The organism is Bradyrhizobium sp. 930_D9_N1_4 (assembly GCF_052076015.1).
In the GTDB taxonomy this organism is placed as follows: Bacteria; Pseudomonadota; Alphaproteobacteria; order Rhizobiales; family Xanthobacteraceae; genus Bradyrhizobium.
The window spans coordinates 4,742,518-4,758,769 of record NZ_CP197236.1; the positions used below are offsets into that span (position 1 = coordinate 4,742,518).

Annotated in this window: 21 protein-coding genes; 10 read left to right on the top strand and 11 right to left on the bottom strand. The window is 64.6% G+C overall.

Annotated features, from left to right (window positions below):
• Positions 1 to 2: 2 nt before the first annotated feature.
• On the top strand, positions 3 to 194 hold the full coding sequence (locus AB7532_RS22565) for a hypothetical protein (RefSeq protein ID WP_441236903.1): 192 nt from the start codon (positions 3 to 5) through the stop codon (positions 192 to 194).
• 3 nt (positions 195 to 197) lie between these two features.
• Here AB7532_RS22565 and AB7532_RS22570 read toward each other — a convergent pair whose 3' ends face one another.
• Positions 198 to 368, bottom strand: coding sequence for a hypothetical protein (locus tag AB7532_RS22570; protein ID WP_441236904.1), 171 nt, complete (start codon positions 366 to 368; stop codon positions 198 to 200).
• A 103-nt stretch (positions 369 to 471) separates the two neighbouring features.
• Here AB7532_RS22570 and AB7532_RS22575 point away from each other — a divergent pair, with 103 nt between their 5' ends.
• Both AB7532_RS22575 and AB7532_RS22580 read left to right on the top strand, forming a co-directional pair.
• Entirely contained in the window at positions 472 to 924 is a 453-nt protein-coding gene (locus tag AB7532_RS22575) for a hypothetical protein (protein WP_441236905.1), read from the top strand.
• 305 nt (positions 925 to 1,229) lie between these two features.
• Positions 1,230 to 1,484, top strand: coding sequence for a hypothetical protein (locus AB7532_RS22580; RefSeq protein WP_441236906.1), 255 nt, complete (start codon positions 1,230 to 1,232; stop codon positions 1,482 to 1,484).
• A gap of 50 nt (positions 1,485 to 1,534) precedes the next feature.
• Here the strand turns inward: AB7532_RS22580 and AB7532_RS22585 are convergent, their stop codons facing one another.
• The 4 genes from AB7532_RS22585 to AB7532_RS22600 form a co-directional block, all read right to left on the bottom strand.
• The gene (locus AB7532_RS22585; protein ID WP_441236907.1) at positions 1,535 to 1,777 is read right to left on the bottom strand and encodes a hypothetical protein; all 243 of its coding nucleotides are present in this window, start codon (positions 1,775 to 1,777) and stop codon (positions 1,535 to 1,537) included.
• A gap of 252 nt (positions 1,778 to 2,029) precedes the next feature.
• Positions 2,030 to 2,737, bottom strand: coding sequence for an outer membrane protein (locus AB7532_RS22590; protein ID WP_441236908.1), 708 nt, complete (start codon positions 2,735 to 2,737; stop codon positions 2,030 to 2,032).
• Positions 2,738 to 3,023: 286 nt separating this feature from the next.
• Complete coding sequence (locus AB7532_RS22595) at positions 3,024 to 3,425, bottom strand: hypothetical protein (protein ID WP_441236909.1); 402 nt, start codon at positions 3,423 to 3,425, stop codon at positions 3,024 to 3,026.
• A 358-nt stretch (positions 3,426 to 3,783) separates the two neighbouring features.
• Positions 3,784 to 4,170 carry a His-rich protein BRANT gene (locus tag AB7532_RS22600; RefSeq protein WP_441236910.1) on the bottom strand — a complete coding sequence of 129 codons (387 nt, stop codon included), beginning with the start codon at positions 4,168 to 4,170 and terminating at the stop codon, positions 3,784 to 3,786.
• Positions 4,171 to 4,404: 234 nt separating this feature from the next.
• On the opposite strand from AB7532_RS22600, the gene AB7532_RS22605 reads away from it, so the two are divergent.
• Both AB7532_RS22605 and AB7532_RS22610 read left to right on the top strand, forming a co-directional pair.
• The gene (locus AB7532_RS22605; RefSeq protein ID WP_441236911.1) at positions 4,405 to 4,947 is read left to right on the top strand and encodes a tetratricopeptide repeat protein; all 543 of its coding nucleotides are present in this window, start codon (positions 4,405 to 4,407) and stop codon (positions 4,945 to 4,947) included.
• 104 nt (positions 4,948 to 5,051) lie between these two features.
• Entirely contained in the window at positions 5,052 to 6,437 is a 1,386-nt protein-coding gene (locus AB7532_RS22610; protein ID WP_441236912.1) for a serine hydrolase domain-containing protein, read from the top strand.
• On the opposite strand, the gene AB7532_RS22615 is transcribed toward AB7532_RS22610, so the two are convergent.
• Positions 6,427 to 7,989 carry a S10 family peptidase gene (locus AB7532_RS22615; RefSeq protein ID WP_441236913.1) on the bottom strand — a complete coding sequence of 521 codons (1,563 nt, stop codon included), beginning with the start codon at positions 7,987 to 7,989 and terminating at the stop codon, positions 6,427 to 6,429. The two genes, AB7532_RS22610 and AB7532_RS22615, sit on opposite strands and share 11 nt — an antisense overlap.
• 248 nt (positions 7,990 to 8,237) lie before the next feature.
• Between AB7532_RS22615 and AB7532_RS22620 the strand changes: the two genes are divergently transcribed.
• The 3 genes from AB7532_RS22620 (at position 8,238) to AB7532_RS22630 (ending at position 10,260) form a co-directional block, all read left to right on the top strand.
• Entirely contained in the window at positions 8,238 to 9,017 is a 780-nt protein-coding gene (locus AB7532_RS22620) for an NAD kinase (protein ID WP_441236914.1), read from the top strand.
• An 87-nt stretch (positions 9,018 to 9,104) separates the two neighbouring features.
• Positions 9,105 to 9,650 carry a response regulator gene (locus AB7532_RS22625; RefSeq protein ID WP_441236915.1) on the top strand — a complete coding sequence of 182 codons (546 nt, stop codon included), beginning with the start codon at positions 9,105 to 9,107 and terminating at the stop codon, positions 9,648 to 9,650.
• A 31-nt stretch (positions 9,651 to 9,681) separates the two neighbouring features.
• Positions 9,682 to 10,260: an Hpt domain-containing protein gene (locus AB7532_RS22630; RefSeq protein WP_441236916.1), complete on the top strand. Its 579-nt coding sequence runs from the start codon at positions 9,682 to 9,684 to the stop codon at positions 10,258 to 10,260.
• A 119-nt stretch (positions 10,261 to 10,379) separates the two neighbouring features.
• Here the strand turns inward: AB7532_RS22630 and AB7532_RS22635 are convergent, their stop codons facing one another.
• From AB7532_RS22635 to folE, 4 genes are all read right to left on the bottom strand, one after another.
• On the bottom strand, positions 10,380 to 11,555 hold the full coding sequence (locus AB7532_RS22635; protein WP_441236917.1) for a DUF2336 domain-containing protein: 1,176 nt from the start codon (positions 11,553 to 11,555) through the stop codon (positions 10,380 to 10,382).
• A gap of 150 nt (positions 11,556 to 11,705) precedes the next feature.
• A complete protein-coding gene (locus AB7532_RS22640; RefSeq protein ID WP_441236918.1) occupies positions 11,706 to 12,722 on the bottom strand; it encodes a lytic transglycosylase domain-containing protein in 1,017 nt (338 codons plus the stop codon).
• 163 nt (positions 12,723 to 12,885) lie between these two features.
• Positions 12,886 to 13,308, bottom strand: coding sequence for a phosphoribosyl-AMP cyclohydrolase (gene hisI, locus AB7532_RS22645; protein ID WP_441236919.1), 423 nt, complete (start codon positions 13,306 to 13,308; stop codon positions 12,886 to 12,888).
• Positions 13,309 to 13,337: 29 nt separating this feature from the next.
• Positions 13,338 to 14,015: a GTP cyclohydrolase I FolE gene (gene folE / locus AB7532_RS22650; protein WP_441236920.1), complete on the bottom strand. Its 678-nt coding sequence runs from the start codon at positions 14,013 to 14,015 to the stop codon at positions 13,338 to 13,340.
• A 241-nt stretch (positions 14,016 to 14,256) separates the two neighbouring features.
• On the opposite strand from folE, the gene AB7532_RS22655 reads away from it, so the two are divergent.
• Complete coding sequence (locus AB7532_RS22655) at positions 14,257 to 14,712, top strand: iron-sulfur cluster assembly scaffold protein (protein ID WP_441236921.1); 456 nt, start codon at positions 14,257 to 14,259, stop codon at positions 14,710 to 14,712.
• 83 nt (positions 14,713 to 14,795) lie between these two features.
• Here AB7532_RS22655 and AB7532_RS22660 read toward each other — a convergent pair whose 3' ends face one another.
• Positions 14,796 to 15,683 (bottom strand): hypothetical protein, encoded by an 888-nt coding sequence (locus AB7532_RS22660; protein WP_441236922.1) that lies wholly within the window; start codon positions 15,681 to 15,683, stop codon positions 14,796 to 14,798.
• 228 nt (positions 15,684 to 15,911) lie between these two features.
• Between AB7532_RS22660 and yidD the strand changes: the two genes are divergently transcribed.
• On the top strand, positions 15,912 to 16,250 hold the full coding sequence (gene yidD, locus AB7532_RS22665) for a membrane protein insertion efficiency factor YidD (protein WP_441236923.1): 339 nt from the start codon (positions 15,912 to 15,914) through the stop codon (positions 16,248 to 16,250).
• The last annotated feature ends 2 nt before the right edge of the window (positions 16,251 to 16,252 follow it).

Genomic DNA, 16,252 nt, shown 5'->3' on the forward strand with positions numbered 1-16,252 from the left:
ACATGTTTCTGTTGGGGGCGGTGACGCTTTGCTGCACCCTCGTGGCTGGCACGTTTACGCTGCTGGAGCCGGTCGTCTGGCAACCCGCCGAGAAGCAGGTCGCCTATAGCAGAGCCGTTGATGCCTCCGCTCCCGAGCCGGTCCGGGTGGTCGGGGCGCGCTTCGTGCCGAACGTCAATCCGCGCGAGCGATAGCGTTCACCGCGACAGGCCCTCGTTGGGCGCTTCGGGCCTGCCTTGGGCTCGCGCCAATTCTTCGACGAACGCAATCACCTCCGCCCGCTTGCCGGGCGACAGCAACAGGAATACGCGGACGAGCCTCAGGCCCTGCGCTTCCTCGGACTCGGACTGGTCTGTCTTGGCATCCATCCCTCACTCTCGGGCGAGCGGGAAAAATATGCAATCCCCAGCGGGACACCTCCTTGATTCGGCCGGCCAGCTTTGCTGGAATAGCTCCAACAGAGGGTGGACCATGAAGTGGATCAGCGAGCGCGACGCACTGATCGCGCAGACAATGGCCTTCGTCCAATCGGTCACCGGCAAAAAGGGGAGCCTCCATCCGCCGGAGCCCCCGATGGCTGCGCCGGACGTCCCGGTGAACATCGTCACCGTCGAGACCTCCAAGGTTGAGGCCCTGAAGGTTGAGGCCCTGAAGGTCGAGACCCTCGTCGTCGAAACCCTTGCCGTCGAGACTTTCACGGTCGAGATCGACCCGCCACAGGCGGTCTTGCCGCCCCCACCCGTCAAGATCTCCCCGCCGCGAACAAGCGGCGATTTCCGCTCCGAGATGCAGGGCCGCATCGCCAATTTCCGCAAGCATCAGGAGCGGTTCGAACGGGAGCGCGAGGAGTATTGCGCGGCCACCCTGACCAGACTTCGGGCCGCGATCCGCGACCCGTCTCTCCGTCCGCCAGCCGACGAGTAAGTCCGGCGGGTTTGGTCAGGCAGCTACAACCAGGACCACACCAGCCAGAGATTGGCCGCACAGGCGCCGAACAGTGCCAGCGTCAGTGGCAACAGCATGTGCCCGCAGCAGGTTTTGAGGTCGGTCGTCATGGCCGGAAACATCCGCTGATTCCGGCAAATGAGTCCCGGGGATTCTTTTTTCGGGGATTCAGGTCTCGTTAAGGACTCAGGGCCCGCTCCCCCGGCCTCTTGATCACGCCGCCGTGATCGACCCGGAACACTCGTTCCCTCAACTCGTTAACGCGCTTTCCCGGAGCGGAAAGAATGCCCTACGCCCTGTTCTGCAACGACGCCCAAATCAGCAAGGCCTACCCCGATGAGGCCGATATCTGGAAGCTTGCGCAACAAAGCGGGCTCGTGGTGGATCTCAGCACCGACGACGAACGTCACGGGCCACGCCGGGTGCTCGACAACGACTACGAGATCAAGCCCTGCCGGGCAGCCCAGGGTGAGGACCCCGCCAGGAACAAGGCGGAGGCTGAACGGCAGTCCAGGATGGAGCTAGAGCTGAATTCCTGAGGCTAAATGCCTGAGGCCAAGCCGGCAGGCCTGACGACCCTCAACGGATCTCAGGGGGTCGCGGTCGCTAGCGACGCCTGCTCACCGGCGATGACCACGCAGGCCTTCCGGCGGTGCAGCCCGCGGATCGCGCCTGTCACCTTCAGAACCTTGCCCGATGGGCAGGAGGCATCCTTGACGAAGGCAACCTCATAGGGTGCCAGCATCAGAGGCTCGGACTTGAGGATTGTCTGTGCAGAGCACGGCAAGGAAATGAAGCACGAGAGCACACCAGCCGACACCAAAATACGCATGTCCGTCGTCCCACCAGCCCACTAATTCTCATATAACGCTTTCCGGCGCGCGAGTTCCGTAAGCGGCAAAAATTATTTTTGCTTTACGCCAGTCCCATGACGCGCGTGAGAAAGCGCACGCCCGACCATTTGCTTGCAAATGACGCGCCAGATGGTTCACGCAAAGCAAATAAGAGGGCTCGGAACGGGAGGCCCACAAACGAAAGGCCGGCTGGAGCCGGCCTTTGTCAGATCGCGAACGTTGGCGGAGGGTCAGTAGCGCGAGGCTGCCGGACCGCCCCAGCCGAAGCGATAGTTCACACCGACCTTGACGGTATGCTCGTCCTCCCGACCTCGAACGCCGACGACGTCGACCGGGCCGGAGGTGATCGTGGTGCTGCCGAAGTTGTAATACTGGTACTCGGCCTTGGCCGACCAGTTCGGCGCGAACATGTATTCCAGGCCGGCGCCGACGGTGTAGCCGTCCTTGCTGTTGCCGGTGGCGGTGAAGGGCTGCGCCACGCCGGCGACGTTCACGCCGAGGCCGCCGTTGCGCCAGGCGTAACCGCCCTTGGCGTAGAGGAGTGCCGGGCCCCAGGTGTAGCCGAGCCGGCCGGTCACCGACCCGATCTGGTCGGTGTTGGAGGTCACCTGCGTACCCAGCGGGAATGTGACGCCGCTGTTGCTGGTCGGCAGCCAGGAGTACTGCGCCTCGATACCCACCACCCAATTCGGGGCGAACTGGTAGTCGAAGCCGCCCTGCACGCCGCCCATGAAGCGGGCGTCGCTGGACTGGAAGCTGCTGTCGCCGGCAAAGGCACCGCCGACATGGCCGCCGATGTAGAAACCGGTCCAGTTGTAGATGACCTGCGGCGGCGTATAGGCCGGGGCCTTGGTGTAGGTGCGCGCCTGCATGTCGGCCGCAGCCGCCGGCCCTGCCAGCGCCAACAGCGCGACTGCGCCCAGCAAAATCTTCTTCATGATCATCCCCGTTCTTTCATTTACGACACTCAGGAAACAACGTGGCGTGAATTGGGTTGCTTCGCGGCGATGCCGGAACGTTGATCGTTCGCAACTGTGACGGGGCGGCAACATCGCGATTTTGTTCCGTCACGTCTGCTTGCGCCAACAGATTTTGCCGTTGCCGCAAGGCCTTCCGTAACAATCTGTCGCAAGGCGGAACTGCCCCGTTCAAAGCTCCCCGAAATGTGATCCGACGGCTCAGGCGCCCGAGGTCTACCACCGGGCGATGAAGGCGGGCTTTGCCCTACCGCGTCATCTTTTCCAATTCCGGAAAGGGTGCGTAAACCGCACCGGCGCAGAGCTCGCTGGCGCGGTCGACGACGCGATCCGCCCGGCCGTTGACGAAGACCACCGCGCGCTCGCGCGCCCCGCCCCTGTAGCTGCCGTCGGTCTCGCGCGGGGTGAAGCGCAGGCAGCTCACATAGAACTGTCGCCCGCCCACCTCACGCTGCACCGGCTCGGCCATGCTGGCCTCGCGCACCCCGACGGGGTTGTTCAGATAGCTGCGCATCAAGGCCAGCGTGTCGCTGCGGAAATTGTCGGGAAACGGCTGCGGCCCGCCGGCCTGGCTCCCGCCCAACAGAGATGGCCGGTCGCCGTCGCTGCCAAAGCATGCCGCGAGCGCCAACGGCAACACCAGGATCATCGCACGTTTCGCTAATCGCGCCACAGGTCGCGCTCTCCGCTCGATCGACTCGGAGATGTTCCAGCCCCAAGGTTTGCAATGATGCATGTCTAGAGGTGTTTTGCCCGACGAGTCAACGGATTCGTAAAATCCGCAAACGCGCACGTCCGTCAAGCCATTGATTCATCGGTCGCCGGCTACTGTGCATGGGGTTGTTTTCGCATTTTTTGTTTGTGGTCGCGATCTGCAGGGAATTCGCTCGCAGCACCGGCCCGCCGTCAGCACCTCGCGCTTTCGCACGGGTATGACGAACGGGCCGGGCCTGGATTCCGCACGCGGCGGCGGGGCAATGCGGGATGCCGCCGCGCGGGACCAGTCGTTAGCTGCGCTTGTCGGTGGTCACCGGCTTGGTCACGTCAGGCTGCGCCTTCAGCGACTTCTTGGCCGACAGGTGCTTGTGGTGGCTGCGATGCGTGCGCACGGTCTTGTGCTCGTCGGGTGTCACGGCCGCGTTGGCGTTCATCGCCTTCGACTTGCTGTCCACCTTGGCGTCCGCCTTGACGTCGGCAGCACCCTTTGCGTCAGAAGCCTTGACCTCGGGAGCCTTGACGGCGGTGTCGGGTTTCGCGGCGGTGGTCGCCTTGGTCTGGCTCTGGTCCGCCTTGATCACCGGCGCGGTCGTGGTGGTCTTGGCGGTCTCGGCTGCGAAGGCCGGGGCTGCGATCACGGAGGCGGCGAGCAAGGCGGCGGAAATGGTCTTCAACATGGTGTGTCTCCTCTTGGAAGGATCTTGAGGCGGCGCCCTCTCGCCAGCTCTTCGATCGTGGGTGTGAGCCTAGGCGTGTCGCGCTGAACCCATTCTGAAGCCGGCTGGCAGCTTCCATTCATCTCGATGACAAGTTTGTCATCCACCCGCGGAGCGGGAATGTTTTTACCGGATGGGTGTTCCGGTCTTTGGGCAATCGTGTAGGATCGCCACGTTCCATACGGGAGAACTTAGATGCGCAGACTCTCAATGCTTCTGGTGCCGGGACTCGTTTCCATGACGCTGGCAGCCGGGCCGGTTCTGACCAGCGCCTATGCCGCGGGCAGCGACGAGCCCTCGCCGCCGAAGTCGGACACCTCGACCAAGAAAGAAAAGAAGAAGAAAAGCTCCTCCGTCAGCGATCCCAAATTCCTCGCGGCCTATCGCACCGCCTACACCACGATCTACGACAACCACGACTACACCGGCGCGATCGGCCAGCTGAAGTCGCTCAAGCGCGACGACGTCGCCGACGTCGCCAATTTGATCGGTTATTCCTATCGCAAGCTCGGCGATTACCAATCGTCGAAGGTCTATTACGAGCTGGCGCTGAAGGACGATCCGAACCACGTCCGCACCTGGCAGTATTACGGCCTCTGGCAGCTCGAGCAGGGCAACCGCGAACAGGCGCAGTATCATCTGAATAAGATCGCTTCGCTCGCCGGCGCCGACAGCTCCGAATATCGTTCGCTCGCCGCCGCGCTCGACAAGCCGACCGGCGCGACGCTGGTCTACTAAGCGCATCTCTGAACGACGACGAACGGGCACAACCTCGCGGGTTGTGCCCGTTCCGCTTTCTCGGCTAGCCTTCGCGCACGAATCCTCCCCACAATTGGTGCGCAATGGACATTTGGCTGCGATCCGCGATCGACTACATCAGCTCCTGGATCGAATTCCAGCAGACGACAATCCAGCAGCCCGGCGTCATCGTTGCGTTCGCCCATCGCGGTGAGGTCGTCGCCGAGCATGCCTTCGGCCTCGCCAATCTGGACACCGGCGAGAAGCTCACCCCGCGCCACCGTTTCCGCATTGCCTCGCACTCGAAGAGCTTCACCTCGGCCGGCATCATGAAGCTGCGCGAGCAGCGCAAGCTCCGGCTCGACGACACGGTCGGCCAATATGTCGGCGGCCTGCATCCGCGCGTCGCCGAGACGACGATTGCCCAACTGCTCTCGCACACCGCGGGACTGGCGCGCGACGGTGCCGATGCCGGCCAGTTCACCGACAACCGCTCCTATCTGAACGCGAACGAGCTGGTCGCGGAGCTGAAGCTGCCGACCGCGATCGAGCCGGGCACGCGCTTCAAATATTCCAACCACGGCTTTGGCCTGATCGGTCTCGTGATCGAAGCCGTCACCAAGGAGCCCTACTCCGTCTGGATCAAGCGCGAAATCGTCGAGCCGGCAGGTCTGCGCGAGACCGAACCGGACGCGCCGCTTCCGAAGGGGGCATTGCTTGCACGCGGCCACACGCGACGCGTGCCGCTCGGCGAGCGCGGCGTGATCCCCGGCGACAATCCCACGCACGCAATGGCGTCCGCCACCGGCTTTGCCGCCACCGCCGGCGACACGGCACGCTTCTTCGGGCAACTCGCCCCCAACGCCAAAAGGAGCGTGCTGTCAGTCGCGAGCCGCCGCGAGATGACGCGGCATCAATGGCGCATTCCGCAAACCCTCGAGGCCTATTACGGACTCGGCGTCAACGCGGGCAAGACCGACGGCTGGGATTGGTTCGGCCACAGCGGCGGCTTCCAGGGCTACATCTCGCGGACCTGCTCCATCCCGTCCTGCGAGCTCGCGATCAGCATCCTCAGCAACTCGCTCGATGGTGCCGCGCCATTCTGGATGGACGGCGCGATGCAGATCCTGCGCGTGTTCAAGACGCGCGGTGCGCCCGACCGCCGCGTGCGCGACTGGACCGGCCGCTGGTGGACGATATGGGGCGCGACGGACTTCGTGCCGATGGGCAACCGCGTGCTGCTCGCCAATCCGCAATTCAACAACCCGTTCATGGATGCCGCCGAGATCGAAGTGACCGGCCGCGATACCGGCGAGCTCGCCTGGGCCGCCGGCTATTCCAGCCACGGCGAGCCGGTCCGCCGCGTCCGCAACGCACGCGGCAAGGTCAGCGACATCTGGATCGCCGGGGCGCATGTGAAGCCGGCAGGCGTCGTGGCGAAGGAGATCGAGCGGCGATACAAGCCGCGCAAGCGCAGGCCTACTCCCTGATCAATCCTTCGACCTCGCCGCGAAACGCCTGCCGCGAGCCGTCGCGCGAATAGAACATGTGGCCGCCGGGATAGACGACGAACTTGACGCGCTGCGTCGCGAAGGCCGGCAACTGGTCGAGCACCCGCTTCGTTCCGAAATAGGGCGTGGCGAGATCGAACAGGCCGTGCCCCACCAGCACGTTCAGCTTCGCGTCGGTGGCCATGATCTGGCGCAGCTCCGACACCGACTGCGGCGGGCTGATGCCGCGGCCGTAATCCCAGTCGATGGCGCCGTTCAGGACTTCGTAGGAGCCATCAGGTCGCCAGTTGAGCTTGCGCGAGAGCACGTCGACCGCGGCGCTCGTCAGCGGCGCCTGGAGCGCATCGCCCGAGGGGTCGCCGAACCGGGAATTGCCCGAATCCGGATAGGGATCGAAGCCGCGCACAGAGGCGTCGTAGCGTCCCGTCACCTTGGCGTTCTTGCGGTCGAATTCGCGGCGAAATTCGCCGACGTCGAAGCGGCCGGCGAGCCTGCGGCTCACCGCCGGGTCGATGCCGGTGAGCTCGGCGACCTTGTCGGCAAGACGATTGGTGGCCTCCTTATCGGCCTCGCCCTTGACGAGATCGGCCAGAAATTCGCCGCGCGCATAAGCCTCGACATCGGCGAGGTCGGCGCGCTTGACCGGCCCCTTGGCTTCACGCGCGACCGCGACATAGCTCGGCAGCGTCGCCACATATTGCAGGAGGCTCGTGCCGGTGAACTCGCGGAAGTCCAGCAACGGCGACACCAGGATCAATCCCCTGACGCCGACGCCGTGCTGGATCTGCAGCTGGCGCACGACCTTCGGCCCGCGAATGCCGCCATAGCTTTCGCCCGCGACATATTTCGGCGAGGTCAGGCGATTGTGCTTTTCAAGCCAGCGGCGGATCACGAGCGCAATCGAATTGGCATCACCGTCGACGGAATAGAACGATTTGCGCGCATCCTCGCCGCTCGCAACGAAACGGCTATAGCCGGTGCTGACGGGATCGATGAAGACGAGATCGGTGAAGTCGAGCCAGGTCTCCGCGTTCGGCTTCACCTCGGGCGAGGCCGACGGCGACAGGGCTTCGCCATCGAGCGGCAGCCGCCAGGGACCAGCCGCACCGAACTGAAGCCACGCCGAGGACGCGCCGGGTCCGCCGTTGAACAGGAACGTCACGGGGCGCGTCGCGCGGTCGGCACCATCAAGCTCGTAGGACGTATAGGCGATGTCCGCGAGCGGTTCGCCCTTGCCGTCGAACACGCGGATGGAGCCGGCGGTCGCCGCGAAGTTGAGGGTGCGACCGGGCAGATCGAGCGTCTGCTTCGTGGTCGAATCCGGCGGCAGGCGGTGCAACTCGGCGGCCGATGACGAATTCTGCGACGCGCCTTGCGGACCACCTCCGCGCCCGCCCTTCTGGCCAGCAGGCGCCGCCGTCTCGGCGCGCGGCTGCGGCGGATCGTCCGCGCGGGCAAATCCCGCGAGCGCGAAAACCGACACCGCCAGCACCAGGGCCGTCCGACGCAGCGCCGGCAAGTTCGTGACCATGATCGTCCTCCCTGCCCGGCTGTGGAGGCCGGAGAGCCCAAAAGGCTAACGCGGAATTGCGACGGTTTGGGGGATCATGGGCCCGACCGCGCCCGAGGAGGCCGATCCGGCTCGAAACGCCCGGTTTTGTCCCCAATCCGGCCGTCGCCCATTTGCCTTGAAAGGCGGTCATCCTCGACAATCGAGGCCGACCTCGTATAGACGAGCGCGGCGGAACTTTCTCCAGCCAGCGGCCCTGCCCGGAAGCCATGACCAAGCCATCGCGATACGACCGGATCGCCTTCGTCGCCAGCCCGAGCAGCGAGGCGCAGGCCGCCTTCCATCAGCTCACCTCGCAATATGGCAATTGCAATCCTGACGAGGCCGACATCGTGGTCGCGCTCGGCGGCGACGGACTGATGCTCCAGACGCTGCACCACCACATGCGCTCTGGCAAGCCGATCTACGGCATGCATCGCGGCACAATCGGCTTCCTGATGAACGAGTACTCGCCGCACGATCTGCGCACGCGGCTCGAAGCGGCGCATGAATCCGAGATCAATCCGCTCCTGATGCGCGCGACCGACACCAACGACCGCGTCCATTTGCACCACGCGATCAACGAGGTCTACCTGTTCCGGCAGACCTCCCAGGCAGCACGCCTGCGGATCCTGATCGACGAGCGCGAGCGCATGCCCGAGTTGATCGCCGACGGCATCATCGTGGCGACGCCAGCCGGCTCGACCGCGTACAATCTGTCGGCGCAAGGCCCGATCCTGCCGATCAACGCCGCACTGCTGGCACTGACACCGATCAGCGCCTTCCGGCCGCGGCGCTGGCGCGGGGCGCTGCTCCCCAACACCGCCTATGTCGTGATCGAGGTGCTGGAAGACGACAAGCGCCCCGTTGCGGCAGTCGCCGACCACGAGGAGGTGCGCAGGGTCCGGCGCGTCGAGGTGCTATCCGACAAGACCATCTCGATGCGCATGCTGTTCGACCCCGGCCACAGCCTGGAAGAGCGCATTTTGCGCGAGCAATTCGGCTCCTGATCCGCCTCTGAGCCCCCCGGTCTCAACCCTTCGTTAACCGCCGGCGCGATATGGTTAACGAAAGTTGACCGCTTTGGCCATGGCGTCATGTTCCGCATCGATTTCAACAAGCTGCGCTTCCTCGTCTGCGACGACAATCCGCACATGCGCCGCATCCTGCGGACGCTGCTGCATTCCTTCGGCGCGCGCGAAGTCTATGAAGCCGAGGACGGCGCCACGGCGCTGGAAATGTACAGCCATTACGTCCCCGATATCGTCATCACCGACTGGGCGATGCCGATCTTCGACGGGCTCGAGCTCGCGCAGATGATCCGGCAACCGGAATCCAAGGGCAATCCCTACGCGCCGATCATCATGCTGACCGGTCATTCCGAGAAGCGCCGCGTCACGGTGGCGCGCGATGCCGGCGTCACCGAATTCCTGGCCAAGCCGATCTCGGCCAAGGGCCTCTATCAGCGCATCCTCAACGTGGTCGCCAGTCCCCGGCCCTTCATCAAGACCAAGACCTATTTCGGTCCGGACCGCCGCCGCAACACCGCGTCCGCCTATATGGGGCCCGAGCGCCGCGTCGGCGAAAAGCACGAGGTGCTCCAGCAGCCTTCGCTGCTCGACAAGGCCCGCTCCACCATCTAGCGCAACGTCTCACACGATCGGGGCAGATATCATGGCGAAGAACAGCGCAAAGGACATCGAGGTCGCGGCCTTCGCCACGCATCAAGTCATCACGCAGCCTAATCCGTTGCGCAAGGTTCTGCGCCGCGTCGACGAAAAGGATATGGACGATCCGATCGGCCGCGCCGAGCAGGCGCTCGCGGGCCTCTCAGGCGAGTTCAAGGACTGGATGACGATCGAGGTCAACCGTCTCTCGGCCGCCTACGTCGCCATCCGCAACGACGGTTTCACCAAGGACAGGCGCGACGAGCTGTTCCATGCCGCGCACGACATCAAGGGCGACGCCGCAACGTTCGGCTATCCGGCGGCGGCGGGAATTGCCGAGAGCCTGTGCCGCGTGATCGAGCACGCGCCCGATCTCGAACGGGTGCCCGCCGAGCTGTTCACGCACCACATCAACGCCATCCTCGCCATCGTGCACGAAAACACCAAGCTCGACCGCATCAGCGTCTCCGCCGAACTCAGCCGCCGCCTGCGCAAGGTCGCCGACGATTACCTTGCCCACGTCAATCGCGACCGCCCCGAGCACCTCGAGGTGATCCTGGCGCCGAGCATCGTGCCGGCGGAGTAAGGTTCGGCTCTCTCCTCGTCGTTGCGAGCGCAGCGAAGCAATCCAGAAATCCCTCCGCGGGGACAGTCTGGATTGCTTCGCTGCGCTCGCAATGACGGAGTTTGCGGATCCAGCTCGACCTACGCTGCGATCAGATCGTCGTAGACCGGATCGATCGCATCGTCCGCGACGATCTCGTCGCAGAACAGCCTTGCCTCTTCGCGGGCGGACTCGGTGGCAAAGCGGCGAAGCAGGACCATCAGCGGCTCGGTGGCGCCGCGGTCGGTCTCGCAATGGGTCAGCACGCGCTCGACCATGCGCCGGCGCAGCCGTGCTGCACCGTCGTCGCTGTCGATAAAGCCCTGCTCGTGGCAGGCATCGAGCGCGACCTGGAACGCCGCAAACGTGGCCTCGGGCAGCCCGGCGCGGCGGAGCAGTGCGTGCAGGCTGTTGCCGCCGCGGTCGTGCAGCAGCGCCGAGACGCGCGCCAGCGGCAGGTCGGCGAGTTCGGCGAGCGCCGCATCGAACAGATCGAGATTGCTCGACAGCAGCGCGCGCAGGATGAGGCCGGCGGTGAGCTGGCCGGTGATGCGCAGGTGCCGCACCAGGCCCTGCATGTCCTCGCCGCGCGATCGCGCCGCGATGTTGACGGTGGAACGGTCGCGCGCCTCGATCGTCACGCGTTCGGCACGGTCTGCGCTCAGCCAGTTCCGCGCCACGACGAATTGCGCCAGCGTCTCGGAAAGCTTTGCCACCAGTGCCGCGCGCGTGGCCGACGGCAGATCGTCCAGCACCAGCATCGCCTCGCGGATCGCGGCGAGATGGCCGTGACGTTCGACAATGCGGTTCCAGGAGAACGGCGCGAGTTCGGCGTGGGGATTTTCGATCAGCTCCAGCGCGGCCGCCGCACAGCCGACTTCGGCGATGGCGGCGCAGACCGAGACCGGCAACGCGATGCGGCGCGCGACCGCGCATTGCACCTCGTCATTGCCGGTCGCGACGATGTCGACGAGATCGGCGTCGATCAGCAGCGGAGAATGTTCGAGCACCGGCAGCGCGACGGTCGGCTGGTCCGCCGACAACGCCCGCACGATTGCGGCCGGCGCCTCTGTGCTGCGCGCAAAAGCCTCGGCCATCGCCTGCCGTACCAATGGCGAGGGATCGTCGAGCAGCATCAGCAGCGCGCCTTCGGCGGCGACGCGGTCGTCATGGGAAAGGTCTGAGATCAGCCAGGCCCGGGCCAACGCCCGCGTTGCCTCGGCCCGCTCACCAGCGGGCGCGGTCCTGATCCAATTGATAAACTGCCGAACAATCATGCTGCTTCCGGCTTACACAACAAACGAAAATGGTGACGGCGCGTCACCTGAAACACAAAATAAACCACGACGCTTAACAAAGCGTTCACCATAAGCGGCTGGTTTTATTGATGATTTGTTAAGGGAGCAAAAGCCGCTCAGAGCGATCTATCAGCTCGAGAACGTGCCGCTGCGATCGCTGAAGAGATCGAGCGGCTGCGGTGCGCGCACGTCCGGTGTCGCCGAAGCGACGGATGTCAGTGAGGCATTGTTGCCCCACAATTTCTGCACGGTCGTCGAGACCGGCTGCGCATCGCTGGGCTGATAGATCGAGCGGAAGGCCGGCGTGGTCGGCGCATTATCGGCAACGGCCGTCGACGACGTGGCGCTGACCGGCGTCACACCGCGCGCCTCGGGGAAGGTCTGGAGATAAGCGGCGTTGTCCACCACGGGCGCAGTGGGCTGCACGCCGTTGGCGCTCGCGACCTGCGTGGTCGACGGCGTGCCGCCATACATCGCCATCGCACTGCGGGTGGTCTTCGAATTTGCCGCGCTGGCATAGCGCGCATCCAGCACCGAATAGACTTCGGAGACGCTGCGCGCACTGCCATCCCTGGCATAGAAGATTGAGCGGTTGGCGGAGGCCGCATTGGGAAACAGCCGCGCGCCAACCGCTTGCGGATTGTCCTGGGCATTGGCGATCAGTTTGGCGGCGCCGCCGACGCCCATGAAATGCGCCATGTAGAGCTCGCTGTCGCTCGGCCTGCGACCGAGCAAGCCTGTGAGCTTGAAACTGTTCGACTGCGTCAGCGCAGCCGCCATGCTGGATGCGGCTTCCGGGTCGTCGCGCAGCTTCATGATCGACCGCTTCATGAAGGGGTCGTCAACGGTATAGCTGCCGGAGGAGGTCCTGGTGATCGCGTTGGCGTAGTTGCCGTAGCCGAGCTGGGTGCCGGCCTCCTTCACCGTGCCGAGCCAGGTCTGGTCGATGAACTGGTAGAGCCCGTGCGCGGAGGACGTGGTGGCCCCTGCTGTCGGATCGAAATCCGATTCCATCTTGGCGGTGGTCAGCATGTATTGGAAGCTGACGCCGGTGATGTTCGAGGCCTGTTTGATCGCACCGGCGACGCGTGCCCGCGACGGATCGAGAACCGCCGTCTGAGAGGCACTGGAGTTGTCGACCGACATGATGAAGTGCCCGCCCCGTGCGGCGTTGAGCGGCACCGGCAATTCGGCGCCCTATCGTCTCACCGTGGGACAGGTATGGTTAATGCGGGGTTAATTTGAAGGCTCGCCCCCTCTCGAGTCATTCCGGGGCACACCGCGGGTGTGAGCCCGGAATGAGCGAGGGCTATTTCTTATAAACGTCGTTGGGATCGAACAGCCTGCCTGCATCGACGAAGACGAGCTTCGCGCCGCCGCCCTCGGCCTCGACCTTGCGGTAGAAGCACGACCGCCGCCCGGTGTGGCAGGCCGCGCCGATCTGCTCGACGTGAAGCCAGACCGCGTCCTGATCGCAATCGGTGCGGATCTCGACCACGCGCTGGGTCTGACCCGAAGTCTCACCTTTTCGCCACAAGGCATTGCGCGAGCGGCTGAAGTACCAGGCCTCGCCGGTCGCGATGGTCTTGCGCAGTGCCTCTTCGTTCATATGCGCGACCATGAGGACGTCACCACTGGCGACGTCGGTCGCGACGACTGTCACGAGGCCGGCGGCATCGAAGCGCGGCAGGAAGGACAAGCCTTCCTCGATCTCATGGGAGTGAGCGGACACGAGCGTCCTCGCTTAAAGCGTTAGCGAGGTCAGCGCGTGCCTCGCACCATGGACAGGAAACGGGCCTGCTCCGCCGGGTTGTCGCGGAACATGCCGGTGAAGCGGCTGGTGAAGGTGGAGGCGCCATGCTTGGCGACGCCGCGCACCGACATGCAGGTATGCTCAGCCTCGATCAGAATGGCAACACCACGCGGCTTGAGGATCTCGTCGATCGCCGCCGCGATCTGCGCCGTCATATGCTCCTGGGTCTGGAGCCTGCGGGCGAAGATGTCGGTCAGGCGCGCGAGCTTCGACAGGCCGACGACGCGCTCCACCGGCGTATAGGCGATGTGCGCCTTGCCGTAGAACGGCATCATGTGATGCTCGCATTGCGAGGTGAATTCGATGTCGCGCACCAGCACGAAATCGTCATAGCCGGCCGTCTCGCCGAAGGTGCGGTCGAGCACCTCCGCCGGGCACTGGTGGTAGCCCTGATAGAGCTCGTCGAAGGCCTCGACCACACGGCGCGGCGTGTCCAGGAGGCCCTCGCGTTCGGTGTTCTCACCGATATAGGCAAGCAGCGTCTTCACCGCGGCTTCCGCCTCGGCGCGCGCCGGACGCGGCTGGTCGGCGCGGACGGCGGCCGCAAGGAATTCGGCAGGATCGAGCTCAGCCGGGCGGCTCTCAAGCTGCTTGTTGGGGCGGATCGGTTTGATCGTAGCGTCCATGTCTACTCCGTTCGACGGCCTTGCGGCCGGAGTGTCACCGGCAGACGGGGCGGCAAGCCGCCGGACGCCTGAAGAGAACAGTTTTGACGAAAAAGAGCCTTGGGTCATCACACTGGCAGCGCAGATCTGGATCGCTGCCGCCGCACCGCTGGACTTTTTTTCCGCCAGTTCCGCCCCTATATAGGACCCTGGACGGCGCCCGCCAAGGCCGATCCAATGCGGAAGTCCCGGACTCCATCACATGCTGAACGACATTTATAACAAGCGGATCATCGAGCTGGCCGGGAATATTCCGCGCCTCGGGCGGTTGTCGGACCCCGACGCCAGCGCCACGGCCCACTCCAAATTGTGCGGCTCGACCGTGAAGGTCGATCTCAAGATGGAGGGCGACACCGTCACCGACTTCGCCCATGACGTGAAGGCCTGTGCACTGGGCCAGGCCTCCTCATCCATCATGGCAAGTCAGGTCGTCGGATCGACTGCCAGCGAACTCCGTGAGTTACGCGAAACCGTTCGCAAGATGCTCAAGGAGAATGGCGTTCCTCCTGAAGGCAAGTGGGAAGAGATCAAGTTCCTCGAGCCGGTCCGCGACTACAAGGCGCGCCACGCCTCGACGCTTCTGACCTTCGACGCCGTGGTCGATGCCATCGGCCAGATCGAGGCAAAGGCCAAGCAGCCGGCGACGGCCCAAGGCTAACTTATCGAGGCTAACGTCATCTCGGCTCCCCCCGTCGATGTCATTGCCGAGCGTGCGTCGGCGCGACCCCGAACAGGGCAGGCCTACTTCGAGCCTGCACTCGGCGCCGCACCGGTCGGCACGACGGCCTCAGCCGTCTTGGTCGATCTGACGGGCTGTTGTTCCGCCTCCGCCCCGAACCGCGCCTGCGTCTTGGCCTCGGCCATCGCCGGTGCGGAGACATCCACATGCGGCAGCACGTCGGCAACCTGATCAGTCGTCACGAGGTTGGTAAGCTTCAGCTCGCCCGCGTCCAGTTCGCGCAGATCTTCCCACGGCGGCACGCTGAGCGCGAGCGACAGCAGATCGCCGGCGCCGCCCATGTCGAAGGTGTACTTGGCGAGCCGCCCGATATCGCGTTCCACGATCATCAGGTCCTGCGCGCTGTAGCTTGCGGCCTTGGCATCGTCGGCGCGGTCGCCCATCCAGATCTGGTGGACGCGGACATGCGCCGCTTCCGGCACGTAGCGCTTCTTGCCGGCCAGCAGCAGGAACGCGCACATGGATTCGCAATAGGCCTCGGGGGCCACCGTCGGACGAACGCCCTGCCCGCCACGGTTCTGAAGGCTGATGCCGACCGTGGTCAGGAGGCCCAGAGTGCGGAAGCGCCGGCCGAGCGTGATCGCGTCGTTGACGGAGCCGCCGCTGGAGTCGAGCACCACGGTGGCGCCGCCGAGCTGCCGCCCGCGTGAAAATTCTTCAAAATCCTTGGGCGTGTCGGCGGTGATGATGCCGACCGCGCTGACCCAACCGCGGCAGTTCGGCTCGCAGGCCACCCAGTTGAATTTCATCGGCAGCTTGCGCTCTTCGAGGGCGCCACCGGCCCGGGCCGACGATCCCATGGTCGCGACGGCACCAGCCAACACGACCCCACAAGCAGCGGTTCCCACCAGCAACCAGCCGCGAAGATTAAGCGACTTCAGAAGTTTCAAACTGGTCCCTTCCCCAAGCCCTAAAGCAAGTCAGGCAAGCCCCGTTTCGACGTCCCGTGAGTCTCACACGAACGTCACAAAAATGGTATCCGGGGGAATACAGATCGTCCATAGGTACTTGCTGCACTGCTCCCTGAAAGCAGGCAAAGTATGGCGCGCAAACAACACGTCGCTGTTCCCTGCGTTGGAACCGCGCAACATTTCGCTCAAGGCCGCAGCAACGCGCACATGAAGCATTCAGCTTGCGAGCACTGTTCCAATCCCGTCGGAGGCGCGCTTCGGCTCCCGCGCAGATTCGGCCGCGCGCTGATCTGGCTTTACCGCCATACGCTCTCACCACTGGTCGGCTACAACTGCCGGCATCTGCCGACCTGCTCCGTCTACGGCGACGAGGCGATCGAGCGGTTCGGACTTTGGGCCGGCGGCTGGATGACGCTCGCGCGCCTGCTGCGTTGCAATCCGTTCGGCACGTCGGGAATTGACAATGTGCCCCTCACCGCGCCGCCAGCTTCGCGCTGGTATTTGCCGTGGCGGTACGCCCGCTGGCGCGGCGTGAATGCGGCCTAAAC